16 protein-coding genes are annotated in these 18,882 nt (G+C 32.6%); 6 read left to right on the top strand and 10 right to left on the bottom strand.

The window, feature by feature from the left end:
• From IV513_RS08490 to IV513_RS08470, 5 genes are all read left to right on the top strand, one after another.
• On the top strand, window positions 1-369 hold the full coding sequence (locus tag IV513_RS08490) for a hypothetical protein (protein WP_209390147.1): 369 nt from the start codon (window positions 1-3) through the stop codon (window positions 367-369).
• 123 nt (window positions 370-492) lie between these two features.
• Complete coding sequence (locus IV513_RS08485; protein WP_209390146.1) at window positions 493-1,098, top strand: sugar transferase; 606 nt, start codon at window positions 493-495, stop codon at window positions 1,096-1,098.
• A gap of 6 nt (window positions 1,099-1,104) precedes the next feature.
• The gene (locus tag IV513_RS08480) at window positions 1,105-1,749 is read left to right on the top strand and encodes an acetyltransferase (protein WP_209390145.1); all 645 of its coding nucleotides are present in this window, start codon (window positions 1,105-1,107) and stop codon (window positions 1,747-1,749) included.
• Window positions 1,750-1,759: 10 nt separating this feature from the next.
• Window positions 1,760-2,893 carry an aminotransferase class I/II-fold pyridoxal phosphate-dependent enzyme gene (locus tag IV513_RS08475; protein ID WP_209390144.1) on the top strand — a complete coding sequence of 378 codons (1,134 nt, stop codon included), beginning with the start codon at window positions 1,760-1,762 and terminating at the stop codon, window positions 2,891-2,893.
• Between the two features lie 685 nt (window positions 2,894-3,578).
• Window positions 3,579-3,893: a hypothetical protein gene (locus tag IV513_RS08470; protein WP_209390143.1), complete on the top strand. Its 315-nt coding sequence runs from the start codon at window positions 3,579-3,581 to the stop codon at window positions 3,891-3,893.
• A 337-nt stretch (window positions 3,894-4,230) separates the two neighbouring features.
• Here the strand turns inward: IV513_RS08470 and IV513_RS08465 are convergent, their stop codons facing one another.
• The 3 genes from IV513_RS08465 to IV513_RS08455 all read right to left on the bottom strand — a co-directional run bounded on the left by IV513_RS08465 (window position 4,231) and on the right by IV513_RS08455 (window position 10,875).
• Window positions 4,231-6,807, bottom strand: coding sequence for an AAA domain-containing protein (locus tag IV513_RS08465; protein ID WP_209390142.1), 2,577 nt, complete (start codon window positions 6,805-6,807; stop codon window positions 4,231-4,233).
• A gap of 183 nt (window positions 6,808-6,990) precedes the next feature.
• Entirely contained in the window at window positions 6,991-9,858 is a 2,868-nt protein-coding gene (locus IV513_RS08460; protein WP_209390141.1) for a type I restriction endonuclease subunit R, read from the bottom strand.
• Window positions 9,859-9,948: 90 nt separating this feature from the next.
• On the bottom strand, window positions 9,949-10,875 hold the full coding sequence (locus IV513_RS08455) for a site-specific integrase (RefSeq protein WP_209390140.1): 927 nt from the start codon (window positions 10,873-10,875) through the stop codon (window positions 9,949-9,951).
• A gap of 134 nt (window positions 10,876-11,009) precedes the next feature.
• Here IV513_RS08455 and IV513_RS16005 point away from each other — a divergent pair, with 134 nt between their 5' ends.
• Entirely contained in the window at window positions 11,010-12,140 is a 1,131-nt protein-coding gene (locus tag IV513_RS16005) for a restriction endonuclease subunit S (protein ID WP_209390139.1), read from the top strand.
• Window positions 12,141-12,143: 3 nt separating this feature from the next.
• Here IV513_RS16005 and IV513_RS08445 read toward each other — a convergent pair whose 3' ends face one another.
• The 7 genes from IV513_RS08445 to IV513_RS08415 form a co-directional block, all read right to left on the bottom strand.
• Window positions 12,144-13,313, bottom strand: coding sequence for a restriction endonuclease subunit S (locus tag IV513_RS08445; RefSeq protein WP_209390138.1), 1,170 nt, complete (start codon window positions 13,311-13,313; stop codon window positions 12,144-12,146).
• Between the two features lie 30 nt (window positions 13,314-13,343).
• Complete coding sequence (locus IV513_RS08440; RefSeq protein WP_209390137.1) at window positions 13,344-14,351, bottom strand: virulence RhuM family protein; 1,008 nt, start codon at window positions 14,349-14,351, stop codon at window positions 13,344-13,346.
• Between the two features lie 23 nt (window positions 14,352-14,374).
• Entirely contained in the window at window positions 14,375-15,925 is a 1,551-nt protein-coding gene (locus IV513_RS08435; protein WP_115172436.1) for a type I restriction-modification system subunit M, read from the bottom strand.
• A gap of 233 nt (window positions 15,926-16,158) precedes the next feature.
• Window positions 16,159-16,398: a hypothetical protein gene (locus IV513_RS08430; RefSeq protein ID WP_209390136.1), complete on the bottom strand. Its 240-nt coding sequence runs from the start codon at window positions 16,396-16,398 to the stop codon at window positions 16,159-16,161.
• A gap of 118 nt (window positions 16,399-16,516) precedes the next feature.
• Window positions 16,517-16,849 carry a hypothetical protein gene (locus IV513_RS08425; protein ID WP_209390135.1) on the bottom strand — a complete coding sequence of 111 codons (333 nt, stop codon included), beginning with the start codon at window positions 16,847-16,849 and terminating at the stop codon, window positions 16,517-16,519.
• 191 nt (window positions 16,850-17,040) lie between these two features.
• Window positions 17,041-18,261: a hypothetical protein gene (locus IV513_RS08420; protein WP_209390134.1), complete on the bottom strand. Its 1,221-nt coding sequence runs from the start codon at window positions 18,259-18,261 to the stop codon at window positions 17,041-17,043.
• A 10-nt stretch (window positions 18,262-18,271) separates the two neighbouring features.
• Window positions 18,272-18,826: a nucleoid-associated protein gene (locus IV513_RS08415; RefSeq protein WP_209390133.1), complete on the bottom strand. Its 555-nt coding sequence runs from the start codon at window positions 18,824-18,826 to the stop codon at window positions 18,272-18,274.
• Window positions 18,827-18,882 lie beyond the last annotated feature (56 nt).

Raw genomic sequence — 18,882 nt, 5'->3', positions numbered from 1 at the left:
ATGGGATTTAATTTTAATAGCAAAATCGGTCATCTTGTTTTATCCTTTATACAAGGATATAATCATAAAAAATATTGGAGGAGAAGAAGTAAAGTCGTTGATCCAAATTATAGAAATATTTTGTTAAAGTTATATTATTTATATTATATAAAAAAAATTGATAATAAATTTAATTGCTCATTTGGAACAAATTATAACTCTGGTTCAAGTTTTAAAACTCCTCCACATTTACCTCATGGACCTAAGAATATCATCATTGGGCATGATCTTGTAATAGGTGCAAATTCTATTATATATCATGGTGTAACCCTTGCACATGGAGGAGGGCAGATTGGAGATAATGTAATATTTTCAACAGGTTCAGTTTAGTTAGCTGGCTTTAATGTAGGTAGTAATGTTAAGATTGGTGCAAATGCAATTGTCGTTGAAGACATTCCAGATAATGCAACTGTTGTGCTACATAAGCCAAAGATTATTATAAAATAATACGTCATGTATAGATTTTTTTTAAAACGACTAATTGATATAACAGTTGCGTTCTTTGGCTTATTAATTTTAAGCCCCATTTTTATTATTGTTACCATTGGTCTTTATTTTGCAAACAACGGGAAACCCTTTTTCTTTCAGGCTCGTCCTGGTTTACACGAAAAGATTTTTAAAATCATTAAGTTTAAGACTATGAATGATAAAAAAGATGATTATGGTAATTTGCTTTCAGACTCTGAAAGGCTTACTGCTGTCGGTTCATTCGTTCGTAAAACATCATTAGATGAGATACCACAGCTAATCAATGTTTTAAAAGGAGATATGTCTTTAATTGGTCCGAGACCTTTACTTCCACAATATCTTTCGTTATATAATCAAACACAAAAACGCCGTCATAATGTAAGACCAGGAATTACAGGTTGGGCGCAGGTAAATGGAAGAAATGCTATTTCCTGGACAAAAAAATTTGAACTGGATGTTTGGTATGTGGATAATCTAAGTTTTAAAACTGATGTGAAGGTTTTTTTAACAACATTTAAAAAAGTATTTAAAAGAGAAGGTATTTCACAGGAGGGGCAGGCTACAATGGAAGCATTTAACGGAAATAATTAATTAAATATGAAAAAAATAGCAGTTTTTGGAGCAGGTGGCTTCGGAAGGGAAGTTAAAACTATAATTGATGAAATAAATAGAAATAATAAAATATATGATTTCATCGGATATTTTGATGACGGCAAAGATAAAGGAATTTTAATCAATAATTTTCCTGTTTTGGGAGGGGTAAATGAAATTAATAATTTTGAGGAAGATCTATGCGTTATACTTTGTATTGCAGATCCTAAAATCAAAAAAAAAATCGCACAAAAAATAAATAGTACAAAAATTAGTTTTCCCTCAATTATTCACCCTAAATCAAGTGTTTCAAATGATTATGTAAATATAGGAAAGGGTTGTATTATTTGTGAAGGAACAATAATCACCTGTAATATTGATATTGAAGATTTTGTAATTTTGAATCTTTCCTGCACTGTAGGTCATGATACAAAGATAGGTGCATTCTCTTCATTTATGCCGTCTGTTAATATCTCGGGAGAAGTTAAAATTGAGCAAGGAGTATATGTTGGTACGGGAGCGAAGATTATTAATTTATTAGATATTGGTGAAAATACAATTGTTGGAGCTGGAGCTGTAGTGTCAAAAAGTTTACCTGCAAATTGTACGGCAGTAGGAATACCTGCAAAACCAATTAAATTTCATGAATAAAATTGTAAATATGAACTCAAAAATATGGCTTTCTTCACCACACATGGGTGGGAACGAACAAAAATATGTAAACGAAGCATTTGCGGCAAATTGGGTAGCTCCCTTAGGTCCCAATGTAGATGGTTTTGAAAAAGATTTAGAAAGTTACTTCAATACAGAGGTAAAAGTAGCAGCCCTTTCTGCTGGTACGGCTGCACTTCATTTGGCACTTATCGAATGTGATGTAAAGCATGGAGATGAGGTGATTTGCCAGTCTATGACGTTTTCAGCTTCTGCCAATCCCATAACCTACTGCGGAGCAACTCCTGTTTTCATAGATTCCGAACCAGAAACCTGGAATATGTGTCCGAAAGCTTTAAAAGAAGCCATAGAAGACCGAATTTCAAAAGGGAAAAAACCAAAAGCAATTATTGTTGTTCATTTATACGGAATGCCTGCTAAAATGGACGAAATTCTGAGTATTGCAGCAGAATATGAAATTCCTGTGATTGAAGATGCGGCAGAAGCGTTAGGTTCGCGATATAAGAACAGAGCTTGTGGAACTTTTGGACGATTCGGCATTTTATCTTTTAACGGAAATAAAATCATTACTACTTCCGGAGGTGGAGCATTGGTTTGCCATACTCAGGAAGATAAAGATAAAGCGGTATTTCTTTCAACTCAGGCAAGAGACAATGCACCTCATTATCAGCATTCACACATTGGGTACAACTACAGGATGAGCAATATCGTAGCAGGAATTGGTCGTGGACAAATGGAAGTGTTAAATGATAGAGTAGAAGCCCGCAGAAAAATGCATGATTTCTATATTGATCTCTTTAAAAATATAAAAGGGGTAGAAGTATTTACTGAGCCATCAGAAGATTTTTTCTCCAATCACTGGCTTTCAGCGATTACTGTAAATCCAGAAATTACCGGTAAAAATCGTGAAGATTTAAGATTGGCTTTATTAGAAGATAATATAGAATCGAGACCCCTGTGGAAGCCAATGCATGTACAACCTGTTTTTGCGGATGCTCCCTATTATGGAACAAATGTAGCAGAACAATTATTTGATAATGGTTTGTGCTTACCTTCTGGATCTAATCTTACTGATGATGACAGATCGAGAATTAGTGAGGTAATTACAAAATTCTTTTATTAAAAGATTTTCAAAAAAATAAATACATTTTGTTTGATTTCGTTTACCAAAGTAACACAAAAGTTTTGTGTTACTTTGGTAAGTTCTACGCCTTTTTTTATCTTAAAAATAAGTAAATCAAATATTTTACTCTTTTGTTTAGCTTTGCGTTTTATAAATCCTTATCCCGAACTCTAATTAAATAATAAGTCCTGAGATTATTCTCAGGACTTATTATTAATATGGGATTCTAATTATTTCGTTCTGCTACCGATTATTTAATATAGCTAGTTTGCCTTAGTTCCGGATAAGAAAGTTTTTAAATGGTTGGTATTCATGGAGTAATTATTTTATCGCAAAAAAAGAGAAGTTTACTTTTTATAATGCTTTAAAGCTATACTAAGGCAATTGACTACGTCAAATCTTCTATTTCGTTTAGCAAAATATCACAAAGCTTTGTGTTGCTTTGCTAAGTTTTACGCCTTGGTTGATCTTAAAAAAGGTAAATCAAATATTTTAATCTTTTGTTTAACCTTACGTTTGATAAATCCTTATCCAGAAATCTGCTTAATTACATTTCGTATTAAAAAAATAGTTCTGTAATTTGTGCAATATTTTTCGTAAAAATTGAATAAAAATATAATTTACTTAACATAATATAACTTTGGAATAATTATCTTTGACGATACAATATCGCATTATTTTTTCTATGAAGAAAATTATTAACAAAATTCTCCTATCTTTAAATTTTGGTAATCATCAATTTGACAGTCATATATGGAAATCATATCCAGATAAAAGAAAGGTTTTCGTAGAAGATATTGTCCGGCAGAAAATTCCCATCCGTAAGAACCGTAAGCAAATATTGCTCATCTTTGGCAACGACCCTCGCATTTATTCTGATGGTACATGGAGTTATCCTGTGGAATACGACATCAGCGGAAAAACCGAGAAACTTCTACATCTATACTTTGATGATGACATCGTATATAATGTGAAGATTAGGCTGAAAACAAGAAACTAAAAAGTGCTGTACATTGGTGCTTATGTATTTTGGTTTTTCAATTTGAGAAGAGTTAAATGAAGATTCCCTTCTTCATAGAAGTTCTAGCACCAATCATAATAGCAGATGACCCCCAACAGATTACCGCACAACATAGATTTTGAGAAGAAATGCGAGAAGTTCCGTTTTTTGAAATGATCTCTTCCGACGAAACCGAAAAAGTAGCCGAACTGGTAGAAGAAACCGTAGCCTTAAAATTTTTATAATATCCATTATTGATAAAAAAAATTCCCCTCCCTTGGAGGGGTGTCTTATTTCTGCGAAATAAGACGGGGTGGTCTCCCGTAATCTCGGAAACTTATGATTTCAATATTCTTAAAGCTTTGGTTAGTTTCTCTTTCTCACCACTTCCTGTCGTTGAAAACCTTACGAGCGGAATTTTGTATTTCTCCAAGATTTCGTTCTTCATGACGTCTCTTTCGGCTTGTCGGCTTTCCGTTTTATGATATTCATACCCGTCAACTTCTATGGCTAATACAGGATTTTTTCCCAGCTTATTGTAGATCAGAAAATCAAGATGTGTGGCGTGATGCCTTGCGTAACGCTCTTCTTCAGAACTTAATCTGGAAAAATCTGATAGGAGATTTCTCAATGGATGATGAAGAATAACATCATATTTAGAAAACTCATCGTCGAACAAAACGTCCTTTATTAATGTGTACATAAGATTTTCACTGTCGAAAACAGATTTCTTTTTTTGATGCGATAAAAGTGTTCTTCTTTTTTCTTCATATCTTTTGTATAGGTAATCAAAAATAGAATGAACCTCACTTTTGACCGTATTGAAATTATTGTAATCAATATAGCGGATCAGATCTGAGATGTTGGTGTCATTATCACTTTCATTTCCGTTTACCAATAGAATCAGCTGATCTTTGGCTCTTGAAATGGCTACATTCAGGCGGTTGGGATTGTAGGTGAATTCAGAGATTTCATTATCTACTGTAGAGATAATGATCACATCATTTTCTCTTCCCTGAAATTTATCTACCGTATCGGCTTTGATATCTGTTCCCTTAAAGGTTCTTTGCAGTGCGATGGTTTGATTGCGGTAAGGCGTTACAATTCCCAGATTCACACCTTCCAGCTTCTGCTGGGGAATAATTTCCTGAATAATCACATCAATCTGCCGCTGATTCTCTCTTTGGCGGGCATGGTTGCCTTCAGTTGTTTTATAGACTAATAGAGCTTCTCTTTCCGTCTGTCCTTCCGAAAGAATAATCAACTGGTCATGATAAAACTTACGGTTACAAAAATCAATGATTTTAGGATGGCAGCGGTAATGTTCCTTTAACAGTGTTTTAGGAATGTTCGGAAATACTTCTGTGACAGAAGAAAGTAGACTATGATTGGAATATCGATAAGGTTCCGGAATATCATAGTTATTAAAGATTTGATCTGTGTTTTCTGCGGTTTCAGAATTTACTACGTTAGGAAGCTGTTTTAAATCTCCTACAATGACGGCCTGCTTTGCACAGGATAATGCAAGAAGTCCCGTCGCAAGATCCACCTGTGAAGATTCATCTACAATGACGTAATCATAGATTACATTTTCAGCAAGACTTCTTCTTAATGAGTAAGTGGTACTCATAATGACAGGATAATCTTTAATAAATTCTTCTGATTTGAAACGGAGATCCCATTCGGTATACTCTGAACGTTCCTGTTCTTTATATTTTTGGTAGAGTTTGTTTTTAAAAAGCTGCATCGCCCCTTCCGTATATTCTTTCATTTTATCATGGAAAGAAAAATCCTGTAAAGTGTTTTGCAGTTCCTGCTTTCTCAGACTAAGCTCTGAAATTTTTACGTCATAGTATTTGGACTGAACAATTCGAATCATCTCTTCATAAGATAAGGTATAAAAAAATTTATCTCTCACCCCGTACAGAAAAGGAAATATCAGTTTGCGCCACCAGTAAAACCTCTTACCAGTTTTCTCATACTCTTCCAATGTCACCCATAATGAAAGCAGCTGATCTGAACTGATATTCTTTTTAAAACGGATTTCGGTTGCCAATGCTACATCATCCGTAAAATGCTGATGCTCTGTTTTAATCTTATCAATTTTCAGCGTAAGTAAAGCCAATTCATTCTTTAGTTCCAGCTTTTCAGTAAGTTCAGCAAAAAGAAGAGGAATAGACTGCATAAGAGATTGTTCCTGTTCTTCCTCTAATCTGAAATCTGACAGATCCGGGATTTCAGTCTGAGCATCGATAAATTCCTTTTTATTCTGGCTGCTTCCTAGTAATGCTGCCATAAAAGAAACCCCATTGCTCTCAAGTTTCTCAAATACATTTTTTGTCGCCGAATTATTGCTTGAAACAACAGCTACACTCTGATTATTCATCACCGCATTGGCAATAATATTAAGAATAGTCTGGGTCTTTCCAGTTCCCGGAGGACCTTCAATAACACTTAACGGATTTGAAAATGCATGGTCAACTCCAACTTTCTGGCTCAGATTAAAACCAAAAGGAAAGATTTCAATAGGAGAGGCGTGGTAATTCTTTTCGGGTTCTTTTCCATTAAGGAAATTATATAGAATAGAAGTTTCTGGAATAAAGCGGATGCTCCCATAGCTATTGGCTAGAATATTATTGCCTTCCTCGGTCTTCAAACCAATACTCTCTGCAATCGCCTTCAGATAAGAAAAAATATTTCCGGCTCTCACACTTTGAATAGCAGATTTCACAATCTTAATTCTATGTTGAGGATAAGAATAGGCTTTACCATTATTTTTATACACCACGACACATTTATTGCCCTCAAAAGAATAAGAGTCTATTTCATCGGTTCTTTCTTTACCATCGATGTAGATGGCTTCTTTTCTAAAGGTATATGGTGAGGTATTTTGCATAGATTTAATAACTTTCATTTGCAAATATTTCTATTTTGAATGGCAGGATTTTCTATCACGATTAAATAGTAGCAAACAAATATAAATAGGACAAAGTTTTAAAACTAATATGAAACATGCTATAGCAATTTCTAAATCTTATCCTTTATTTATCACTCTTAAATATTTTTGATTCTTATTAATACCTACTAGAATAAAACATTAATTTCCTGATATCCCATTAACAAAAGTGTCTACGAATCCTATGATTTTATTTAGAATACGGTCTCCGATTTCCTTAGATTTTAATACACTCGGCCTTCCTTCTTTTCGTAAATCTAAAATTTCTTTTCGTAAAGGTTCACGTTCTGTAAACAAATAGTTCTCTATAAGTCTTTCCGTTTTTTCTTCGGAAAGATTTTCTGTCCTAACTAGTTCCTGAAGTGCCTTTTCTTGCTCTACAGTCCAGAATTTTTCGAACTCTTCGGGGATGGTATCCGTATCTTCAATATGGGGTAAACTTTCTTGAATAAATTTCTCAATCAATTCCCTTTTACTTCTTAATGACACTTCGGTGTTCAGTAAATTGAATATGTCTTTTTCAATACTTTCTTTGTCTTTTGCACTATGTTTCGAATTGAATTTAATCAATAACTGAAGTATGTAAGTTACATTGATTGTATCACGCCTAATCAATTCCAATTCAAAATCTATATCATTAAGAATAGACGCTTTTTTAGACGGATCAGTAGGATCGAGTCTTTCCTTTAAATCCAAATATTTGCTCGTGTAATCTGCAAAAAGCTGTTCTTCCATCTGTAAATCATCCCAAGTAAACTCTGTGTAATGGCTCATCTTCTTATGTAAACGCATCATGGCACGGAAAGCCAAAATAAACTGTAGCTGATCTTCTTCCGAATATAAGCCGTCAACAGATACTACTTCCGGAACGATTTCTAATAATTTCTGCGTGGCTTCGTTGAACTTCTCTACATACGCTTCGTAGGGTTCCACTATGATTTCGTCAATTGCTTCTTTATTGCTGAATAAAGCGATGGCTTCGTCTGTTTTGTCTTTAAGGTTTCGGAAACATACAATATTTCCTTGCGTTTTATTCTTATCCAGAATACGATTGGTACGGCTAAATGCTTGTATCAATCCATGATATTTCAGATTTTTATCAACGTATAAGGTATTTAAATACTTACTATCGAATCCTGTCAAAAACATATTAGCTACCAATAAAATATCTGTCTCGTTTTGCTTTGATTTTTTGGCTACCGCATTGTAATAATTATAAAATCCTTCGGTATCTTTTACGTTCTGTTTCTCTCCAAATAATTCATTAAAGTCTTGTACATACGTTTCTAATAATTCTCTGCGATGAGGTTTGTAGCCGTAAACTGCTTGTGGTTCAGCAACCATTCCTAATTGGGAATAAACAGCATCTTCCATTTCCTCTTCATTCTGAGCAAAGCTAAAAATAGTCGCTATTTTTAAATCGTGCTGTCCCTCTTGTTTTTTACGCTTGAAAATTTCATAGTATTGAATGACCGAATCAATATCCTGTACACACATCATGGCACAAAATTTTCTGTTTTGCGTTTTCTGATCGTGGTATTGAATGATGTAATCTACAATAGCTTCCTTTCGTTCAGGAGCTTCAAAAACTTCAGTTTCATTGATTTGCTCTACTTTTAAATCAATGATATGTTCTTTCTGTTTAAAGGTCTGAATGTATTCTACAGAAAACTTCAATACATTCTCATCACGTATGGCATCTGTAATTACATATTTATGCAGACATTTCCCAAACAAGCTTGCGGTTGTTTTTTCTCCATCTGCATTCTCTGCCAAAATAGGAGTACCTGTAAAGCCAAATAGTTGAATATTGGTAAAATAACTGACGATGTTTTTGTGGGTATCACCAAATTGCGAACGATGACATTCGTCAAAGATAAAAACCATTCTTTCGTGCTGAATAGATTTCATTTTCGATAAATTTCTACCTGAAATTGCATTATTCAGCTTTTGAATGGTAGTAACGATGATGCGAACATTCGGGTCATTGAATTTACGAATCAGGTCATCCGTATTCGTAGCAGAACTTACGGATCCTTTACTAAACTTATCATACTCCTGATTCGTTTGATAGTCCAGATCTTTTCTGTCTACCACAAAAACCACTTTTTTGATGGCCGGAATTTTGGATAGAATCTGACTGGCTTTAAAGCTGGTTAAAGTTTTACCACTTCCTGTTGTATGCCAGATATAACCATTTTTTTCGATGTTATAGCCGTTCAGTATTTCGTTTTCTTGTACCTTTTTAATAATGCTTTCTACCGCATAATATTGGTATGGACGAAGTACCATCAGACGTTTGTCAGTTTCATTCAGAACGATGTATTTACAGATCATTTTACTGATATGGCAAGGTTCTAAAAAAGAATCGGTAAAGCCGTTTAAAATATTATTTAATGGATTATTTTGTTCGTCTGTCCAATGAAAAGTTTGAAGATATTCCTGCTTATGAGTTCCAAAATTGCTGAAATATTTTGTATTGACACCATTGCTAATAACGAATAACTGTACAAAATGAAACAATCCTTTACCAGCTCCGAAACTATGTTTTTGATAGCGGTTGATTTGGTTGAATGCTTCTTTCATTTCCAAACCTCTTCGCTTCAGTTCAATTTGTACCAAAGGCAACCCATTCACCAGTAAGGTTACATCATAACGGTTTTCATATTTACCTTCTTGTGTAATTTGATTGGTCACCTGATATTCGTTCTGACACCAATGTTCTACATTGAGAAATTCAAAATAGAGGTTATCACCATTATCCCGAATAATGTGATGTTTTTTTTCACGCAATACTTTGGCTTTTTCGAATACAGAACCTTTATTAAGTATATTCAATACTTTTTCAAATTCACTATCACTGAATTGTAGATGATTGTGTTTTTCTAACTGTGTTTTCAGGTTGGTCAGTAAAGCTTTTTCATCAGCAATAAAAGCATATTTATAGCCCAATTTCTGTAATTGGGCAACGAGTTGCTCTTCTAAAATTTGTTCGGACTGTTTGCTCAAAATAATTATGAATTAGGAGTTTATCTTGTTCTTTTCATCTATGTACAAATTTAACAAAATAAAATGTTCTCCTAATCCATAATCTAAAACTTATCTAAGAGCCTTAAACATCTGCTCAATAGCTTTCTTCTTTTGTTCCATATTAGGATGTACATAGAGATTTAAAGTGGTGCTGATATTGGAATGTCCCAGAAGTACACTCACAGTCTTGTAATCACAATTACTTTCGATACATCGGGTTGCGAAACTATGTCTTAAACCGTGAAATTTCAGTTCAGGCATTTTTAATTCTTTCATTAAATTTTTGTAATAGCTTCTGTAGGTTCTGGGTTCTGTGGGTTTAGCATCGTTTGTTAATACAAAAAAGGTTGGATTCACTATCTTTTTAAAGGGTTTCAATATGCGTAATAAATCCTTACTTATCGGAATTTCACGAATAGAATTTTTAGTTTTCGGAGTGTCTAAAATTAATTCCGTTCTACGAATTCTATCTTCTATAACATAAATACGCTGGATGGTTCTATTAACGCTAATAATCCCATTATCTGTATCAATATCTTCCCAGGTTAAGGCACATACTTCCCCAATACGCATTCCTGCACTTAAACATATATAAACTCCCAAGTTCCGAAATGTAAAATGTTCTTGTATGTAGGTCATTATTTTTTTCTGATCAGTCTTAGTAAGCACTTCAATTTGCTGGCTTTCACGAACGGTCGGATATTGAATTTCAAAAGGCTCGTATGTAATCCATTTGTTTTTTGCACCGAATTTCAGTACCATCTTCAAAACAATCAGAATATCTTTAATGGTTTTCTGGCTTAAACCTGATGCTAACTTATGCAGAACGAAGTTCTGAACGTCAACTTCTGGAACTTCCTCTTTATCTCCAAATGTTGGCAATAAATGATTCTCGATTAATAATACATAAGCCGAAAATGTCGATTTTTTTACATAGTTTTTTTTGTCTGTTTTCCATAAATCAATCACTTCTGAGAGTTGTTTTTGTACATTCATTATATCTAAATTTTAAATCTCAAAGGAAAGCAATTGAAGATTAAGGATTATTAATCTTTTAGATTTGAGATTTTTACTTTTTAGTAAGTACAGTTCCCAATTTAAGATTTCCGGGGTTTGATGGGGAGTGGGAAGTGAAGAAGCTGGGGGAAATTGCTAAGTTTTCCAAAGGAAAAGGAATTTCCAAAAGTGACATTGAAGAAAATGGAATTACTGAGTGTATAAGATATGGCGAACTCTATACACATTATAGCGAAGTTATCAACGAAATAAAGTCCAAGACGAATGTAAATACATCGACTTTAGTTTTAAGTGAGAAGAATGACATCATAATTCCTGCTTCTGGTGAAACAACAATCGACATTGCAACAGCTTCCTGCGTTTTGAAGTCTGGGATTGCATTAGGAGGTGATTTGAATATCATCAAAACTGAGAATAATGGAGTCTTTTTATCCTATTATTTAAACAATAAAAAGAAAATGGAAATAGCTAATTTGGCACAGGGTATTTCTGTAGTGCATCTATACTCAAGTCAATTAGCTTCTCTTTCTTTAAATTTGCCCAAACTCAATGAGCAGAGTAAAATTTCTTCTTTTTTAGCTTTACTTGATGAAAGAATCCAAACCCAAAACAAAATAATTGAACAATTAGAAACCTTAATCCGAAATTTTCGCAATCAAATATTCAAGCAGAAAATAAGGTTTGAAATGTTTACAAATATTTGGAAAGAAAAAACTTTAGGTGAAATTGCAACATTTTATTCGGGTGGAACTCCATTAACTTCAAAAAGAGAATTTTTTAATGGTGATATTCCATTTATACGTTCTGGAGAAATTAACTCTAACAATACAGAACAATTCATAAGTGAATTAGGATTAAAGAACTCATCCGCTAAAATGGTTGAAATTGGCGATATTTTGTACGCACTATATGGAGCAACGAGTGGTGAGGTTGGAATATGTAAAATAAAAGGTGCTATAAACCAGGCTGTACTTTGTATTAAATCATCAGAAAATCATTATTTTATATATTCCTATTTACTACACAAAAAAGAATCTATAATTAATACTTATTTACAAGGAGGCCAAGGTAATTTATCTGCTGAAATTGTGAAACAAATAACAATTTCTCTTCCATCATTAAAAGAACAAGTAAGAGTAGCATCTTTTCTGTCTAAAGTTGACCAAAAAATTCAAACTGAAAAAGCAATGTTAGAGCAACTGGAAATACAAAAGAAATACCTTTTACAACAAATGTTTGTGTAAATCCTATACAAACATTTGTTGTAGTAAAAACTTTTTCTGTTCTTCTAATTTAGTCAAAATTTTGTTTTCAATATCAATTTTTGAGTCGATAGAGGAAAGGAAATTAGCGATTTTGGTTTGTTCTTCCAAACAAGGAATTGCAATTGAATAGTTTGAAATTTGAGGAACAGTCAATTGAGGAACTCCCGTACTTTCAATAGCAAAATCTACATTATTTATAACCTCTTGTAAATATTTAGGATGAATATAAAAATCAGGATAAATAACTATCAGTCTTACAATTGCACAAAATTTTTCATATCGAACATTTGCCACACCTAAATTTCCTCTACCACTTACGGTAACACAATTTTCTGGATGTTGAAATGAAGTTGCATATCCATATAACCCGAATCCCTCACCGTTTGCATAAATTGGATAAATATATTTTCCTGACTTTTCTTTTTGATAATTTAATTTACTTAAATCACCACCAACAGAAAATTTACCAACATCTTTTATTTTTTTTACTTCCCATTCCTGATAATCATTTCCATTATCATTTTTAAATCTCATCTCTTGTGAAAAGAGTTTTCTGGTAGTTGTATTTTTTAATACGTTTAATTCCTCAATTATTTTGTTTTGGGTTGTAACCCTTTCATCTATCAGCGATAGGAATGATGAGATTTTTTCTTGTTCTTCAAAATTTGGATAAGCTATAATAATATTCCCTAAATCAGATGAATTAATAGCAGGATAACTCGTACCTGTACATCTTTCAATAACATTATCAACGAATTTTTGATTATGTAAATATTGAAAAACAAACCGAGAATTTTGTTTTGTTCTAATCTGTGCATATCCTGTCGATGCTACATATTTTCCTTCTTTATCAAAATAAAGATTATTTTTTTGATACGGTCTAACCATTTGAAAAAGGACATCATTTTTCGACAACACTCTTTGAGCTCTGCTTGGAGCTTCATCTTTGGAAACAATATCTTCTTTCAATAACCTTCCATTTGAAACACTTTCTAAATCAATATAAACAAAAGAGGTGGGCAGATTTGCATTTTTTGGATTTATCTCACATATCTCAGCTAATTTCCCAGATTTCCAAGGCTCTGAGAACCCCGGAAATCTCAAATTGGGAACCTTGCCAACACTTTTATTGCCTTTTTGTATCTCGGTCATAATATTATCTTTTTATTCAGCATTAAGGATTTACTTCTTTCTCATTCTTACTTCTTCTTCCAAAGTTTTTAAATCCTGTAAATCTTCGGCATCAGCTTGTTCAGCTTCTCGTTTTTTACGTTGGGTATCAAATTTCTGAAAGACTTTTTCAATCATCTTTTCCATTTGGACATTGCTGATACTTCCTTTATTAGACAAAAGTTTTTTATCGTTAAACTCAATAATCCGGTCTACATTTTGCCGCCAAAAATCCATCGTAATATCCTGTCTGTTTTTAGCTCTCAATTCTGCTGTTTCCAAGAATACTACGACAAATCTGTTCAGACTGTCCATTTCATCTTCGGTCAGATAATTTTTGGCGATGAAAATATCTTGTTTTCTTACCACTGAACCTTTCCAACTTTGCAAAGCCATATTGGGTTCATCGGCGTTGGCACGACTGACAATAATTTCTGCAGCCGTTTTTTCTGTAATCGCATAGAGCAATTTATTTTGCGTTTCTGCAAAAAACATTTGAGTGGCTTTGTCGGTTTTGTCATAATCATTGCTTAGTGCAAATAAATCACGAACTTTTTGATAAAATCGCTTTTCGGAAGCCCGAATATCCCGAATGCGAGCCAGTAACTCATCAAAATAATCAGGTCTTCCGTCAGGATTTTTAAGACGTTCGTCATCCATTACAAAACCTTTAATCATATATTCTTTCAGGTTCCGATTGGCCCATTGGCGAAACTGTGTACCCCGCTTACTTCTAACACGAAAACCAATCGCCAAAATCATATCCAGACTGTAAAAAGTTACATCGTAATTTTTACCATCTGAGGCAGTTGTAAAGTAATTCTTTACAACTGAATTAGCCTCTAATTCATTGTCTTCTAATATATTATTAATATGTTGGCCTATATTTTGCTTAGAGGTGTCAAAAAGTTCTGCTAACTGATTTTGGTTCATCCAGACAGAGCCGTCTTTTGCATATAAAGCAATAGAAACTTTACCGTCTTGGGTTTTGTAGATGATAATATTTTGATCTTGTTTCATAACTCATAATTTATCATTCATAACTAAAAAACAAGTCCCAATTCTTTGAAGTACACATCGATCTCTTTGTCTAGTTCCGCTCGTTTGGCTTCCAAAGATTTGATTTCCTGCATTACGGATTGGATATCGATTTCTTCTTCGGCTTCAAACGTATCTACATAGCGAGGAATATTGAGGTTATAGTCATTCTCTTCAACTTCTTTTAGAGTAGCTAGATGACTGTATTTTTCAATAGTGGTTCTGTTACGGTAGGTTTCTACAATCTTATCAATATGTTCTTCCCGTAACATATTTTGGTTCTTAACTTTCTCGAATTCTTTACTGGCATCGATAAATAAGATATGGTCAGGATCTTCCTTACACTTTTTAAACACCAGAATACAAGTAGGTATACTTGTTCCGTAAAAAATATTAGCAGGCAAGCCGATGACCGCATCTAAATAATTTTTCTGTTCAATCAAATATTTACGGATATGCAGTTCTGCTGCTCCACGGAACAATACACCATGAGGCAGAACAATAGCCATTGTCCCATTTTCTGCCAAATGATAGATCATGTGTTGTACAAATGCAAAGTCAGCTTTACTTGACGGAGCTAATTTTCCATATTGGCTAAAACGATCATCATTTAGAAATAAGGGATTGGCACTCCATTTCGCTGAAAAAGGAGGATTTGCGACAATCGCTTCAAATGGCATATCGTTTAAATGCTGTGGATGTTCTAGTGTGTCCTCCTGTTTAATATCGAATTGACGATAATGCACGCCATGCAATATCATATTCATCCGGGCAAGATTGTACGTTGTTCGGTTCATCTCTTGTCCGTAGAAATTATTGACATCTTTTACTTCTCTTGCAACCCGTAATAATAATGATCCCGAACCACAAGTTGGGTCATATACCGATTTTAAACGATTTTTGCCAGTTGTAACAATCTTTGCAAGAATCTTAGAAACTTCCTGAGGGGTATAAAACTCCCCCGCTTTTTTTCCTGCACCGCTGGCAAACTGACCAATCAAATACTCATAAGCATCTCCTAAAACATCCAATTCTGTATCATTCAATTTGAAGTCAATTTCATCGAGATGCTTTAGAACTTTTACGATAAGTGTATTTCTAGCATCAGCAGTTCTACCCAGATTATTACTATTCAAATCCATATCAGAGAACAAGTCCTCAAAGTCCTCTTCACTTTGTGTACCCATTGTACTGAGCTGGATATTGGTCAGGATTTTTTGTAAATCTTCAAGAATAAAATTGTTATCACCTCTTTTGGTAATTTCGCTAAATAGCTCAGAAGGTTTTAAAAAATACCCTAATGTTTCCAGAGCTTCTTCTCGAATGGCTTCAATATATTCTAAACCTTTAGGCGTATCTTCTTTGATATCTCTGAATTGGATTTGATCTTCTTCCAAAATGGAATTCGCATAGATTTCCATTTTTTCAGCCAAATATTTATAAAAAATAAATCCCAAAATATAATCTCGGAATTCATCTGCATTCATTTTTCCACGTAACGTATTGGCTATATTCCAGAGCTGTTGCTCCAATATTTTCTTCTGTTCTTCTGACATAGAAATAAGCGTTATTTGATTAGGGATTTTTAATCCTTAAGAATCTACTAAAATAGTAAACTTTTAGCGATTAAACATTATGTAGGCTGTAAAAAGACGGTTATTTAAATAGATAAATTTGGCTTAGAAAATATTAAAAATTTGTTTATTACAACTAATTACTAGGAGTAGTCATCTGTTCTCTGCCTAATAAAGAACAGTTTTTTCTCTTTCGTCTTTTAGACAAAGCTATATTAAACACTTTCTGCAATCGCCTTTAGATAAGAAAAAATATTTCCTGCTCTCTCACTTTGAATAGCAGATCTCACCATCTTAATTCTATGTTGAGGATAAGAATAGGCTTTACCATTATTTTTATACACCACGACACACTTATTGCCCTCAAAAGAATAAGAGTCTATTTCATCGGTTCTTTCTTTACCATCAATGTAGATCGCTTCTTTTCTAAAGGTTTGTGATGTAGAATTTTGCATGGTTCTTAATTGTTACAAATATAATAAGACGAAGCAAAATATTGATAGTCTAAATTAAAGGAAAATAACTTTTAGTCTTTCAGTGATATTTCCTGAAGCTTTGAATGAAAAAAAATCATTATTTATTATTGTTTTTATTACGCTCACATTTAATTTCTCCATTCAAATTAAATGTGAAATCTCTTTCATCATCAATGGAATAGTCATTGAATACCCAACTTTTAACTTTTGAATAATGATTAAATTCTTTCCAAAAATTTTCAAAAGCAGCTGTATCCTCAAAGTTAAAATCATCCTTATTAGTTAAAGGAATTATAAAGGTAATTAACTTGCATGTTAGCTGAAACTCACCAATCATATAGGAAAGTTTTTTATTGCCGTTTTTACCAATGTATATGAATAATTTTGGCTCGTAAGAAAAATGTTTATAAGAAATCGCTTCACCAATCATTGGTGACTTTTCAATCGTAAAGTCTTTATTAATCCATTTTATTGTCCTTTCAAATTTACTTAGTTCATTTTCACTAACAACACTTAAACAAAATTTTACTAAGCACCTATAGATGTCTTGTGAATTGATCTTTTGCTTTAGTTCTAATGTGAAAAATTATCTATATCAAGATATATTAATTACAAATAAATTCACTGTATTTTGACAAAGTTAAGTTTTGGTTTATCCGCATCTGTACTTTGGCGATCAGTCCTAATAGTTATAATGAGAAATATTAAAATCGTTACGATTAATATTATTGCGGATAAAACTTTTACTAAAAACAATTTATTTTTCTGACTTTTTATTGACTTATCTTCTAAATTAGACAATTCAGTAGTTATTTCTTTTAATTCACTTCTATTTTCAATCTTTTCTTTAAATTTCCTGATATCTCCTTCAATCGCACCTATAGCTTCGGCAATGTTTTTAAAAAATACAAACCACATTATTAAAAAAAATAAAATTCCAAGTGTTACAAGACTAATATTTTTTAATGTTTGTTCACCTTTAAAATCAAAATTGTTTATCAGTAAAATGTAACCAATTGGAATTCCAAATATATAACTTGATACTTTATTGATGCTATCATATAATCTGTCAGAAAGTTTTTGAAAGTATTCAAGTGAAGAGGTTTTTATTTTATCAAATGAAAATCCTGATAAATATAATTTAAAACTTTTTTCGTAATTAGCTATGATCGTTTCCCAATCTTTAAGAAGATTTGCATAAGTGCTACCATTTTTGTCTAAATCAGAGATTAACTCATTTAAAAATAATTGTTTTCGCTCGCTGGAATCAATACTATCTAATAATTGCGTTTTTAAATCAACTATTTTTGCTGCTCTCAAGTTGTACAAATCATTTTCACTGTAAGCGACATCCAATGAAACTCCTTTTTCTGATTTATAAAAAAATAGTTCTAATTTGTTTCCCTGTTCTTTTTTATAATCAGCAATTTTAGAAAGCAGCAAAATTATTTGTAAATTTAATTTGTACGCATTTACAATGGAAGGAATTATGGTGTCAACATCTTCTCTATAATTAAGCTCTTCAATGTAAAATTTTTTTGAAAGACACTTGATCTTGTTGCTTGACAAAAAATTATTAAAGGTTTTATAGTATCCTGGTACATCTCCTATTTTAACGATTATTTCAACTTGGAATGACAGAAAATCATGTATGTTATCAATATATATGGTTTCATTACTTTCAGCCTTAAAAATTTCATCGATGAAATTCCAAACATTTTTGATTATATTAATATCTGTTGATTTTAAACTTTTTATACTTCCTTTAATACCAAAATCAACCGTCTGTAAGTTAGTCAGTCTTTGTTTTAGTAGAATTATATTTTCAATGAGATCAGCCATATTGATTAAATCATACGTCAAATGCAGAGTCTAGCTGCTCTGTTGGAACATCTCTAATTATGATATCATTCCCATCTCTCACAATTTTCCCATCCTTAGCTAATTGTTTTTCAAAATTAAAACTATATCCTTTTTCTTTAACATTACTTTTTCTAAAGAGTACAAAATCATCTTTTTTTGAAAGACTAAAATTGGCACTAACTTCTATTTCCTTTTCTACTAAATATTCAGTAAAGTAGGTTGGATATTCTGGATTAACAAGTGACGAAATTGCGTCAAGATAAATATCTTCACCATTTGCAAATTGTTTTTCAAAATAATTTGAAATCCTTTCTTTAACGTAATTTTTTCTCGCTCCAACAATATTCTTGTCTCGCAGATACCTATTCACAGCGCTATCAATAATTCTAGAATTAATTTTCGCAGAAGTTATATCTGTAGAGCCAATGAATTTTTGAAAATATTTCGAAACATCTCTTGTACCTTTAATAAATGTTAAATATTGAGATTCTTTATTATCCCACCCGTTGTGCATTATGAAATAAAAAAGTAAAAAGTTGTTCATTTGATTGAAAATCAGTAAATTGAATTAGCCATAATACATTTACAATGAACAACTTA

Origin of the sequence: Chryseobacterium sp. RR2-3-20 (assembly GCF_017808115.1) — a bacterium.
Taxonomy (GTDB): domain Bacteria; phylum Bacteroidota; class Bacteroidia; order Flavobacteriales; family Weeksellaceae; genus Chryseobacterium; species Chryseobacterium oryzae.
Note: the sequence above shows the minus strand (reverse complement) of the source record. Positions and strands in the feature narration are given on the sequence as shown.

Bases quoted from the DNA above. Each gene is read 5' to 3' on its own strand.
- IV513_RS08470 (WP_209390143.1), top strand. From the start codon at position 3,579: ATGAAGAAAATTATTAACAAAATTCTCCTATCTTTAAATTTTGGTAAT.
- IV513_RS08430 (WP_209390136.1), bottom strand. From the start codon at position 16,398: ATGCAAAATTCTACATCACAAACCTTTAGAAAAGAAGCGATCTACATT.
- IV513_RS08490 (WP_209390147.1), top strand. From the start codon at position 1: ATGGGATTTAATTTTAATAGCAAAATCGGTCATCTTGTTTTATCCTTT.
- IV513_RS08465 (WP_209390142.1), bottom strand. From the start codon at position 6,807: ATGAAAGTTATTAAATCTATGCAAAATACCTCACCATATACCTTTAGA.
- IV513_RS08435 (WP_115172436.1), bottom strand. From the start codon at position 15,925: ATGTCAGAAGAACAGAAGAAAATATTGGAGCAACAGCTCTGGAATATA.
- IV513_RS08440 (WP_209390137.1), bottom strand. From the start codon at position 14,351: ATGAAACAAGATCAAAATATTATCATCTACAAAACCCAAGACGGTAAA.
- IV513_RS08420 (WP_209390134.1), bottom strand. From the start codon at position 18,261: ATGGCTGATCTCATTGAAAATATAATTCTACTAAAACAAAGACTGACT.
- IV513_RS08415 (WP_209390133.1), bottom strand. From the start codon at position 18,826: ATGAACAACTTTTTACTTTTTTATTTCATAATGCACAACGGGTGGGAT.
- IV513_RS08480 (WP_209390145.1), top strand. From the start codon at position 1,105: ATGAAAAAAATAGCAGTTTTTGGAGCAGGTGGCTTCGGAAGGGAAGTT.
- IV513_RS08475 (WP_209390144.1), top strand. From the start codon at position 1,760: ATGAACTCAAAAATATGGCTTTCTTCACCACACATGGGTGGGAACGAA.
- IV513_RS08485 (WP_209390146.1), top strand. From the start codon at position 493: ATGTATAGATTTTTTTTAAAACGACTAATTGATATAACAGTTGCGTTC.
- IV513_RS08455 (WP_209390140.1), bottom strand. From the start codon at position 10,875: ATGAATGTACAAAAACAACTCTCAGAAGTGATTGATTTATGGAAAACA.
- IV513_RS08425 (WP_209390135.1), bottom strand. From the start codon at position 16,849: ATGATTGGTGAAGCGATTTCTTATAAACATTTTTCTTACGAGCCAAAA.
- IV513_RS08445 (WP_209390138.1), bottom strand. From the start codon at position 13,313: ATGACCGAGATACAAAAAGGCAATAAAAGTGTTGGCAAGGTTCCCAAT.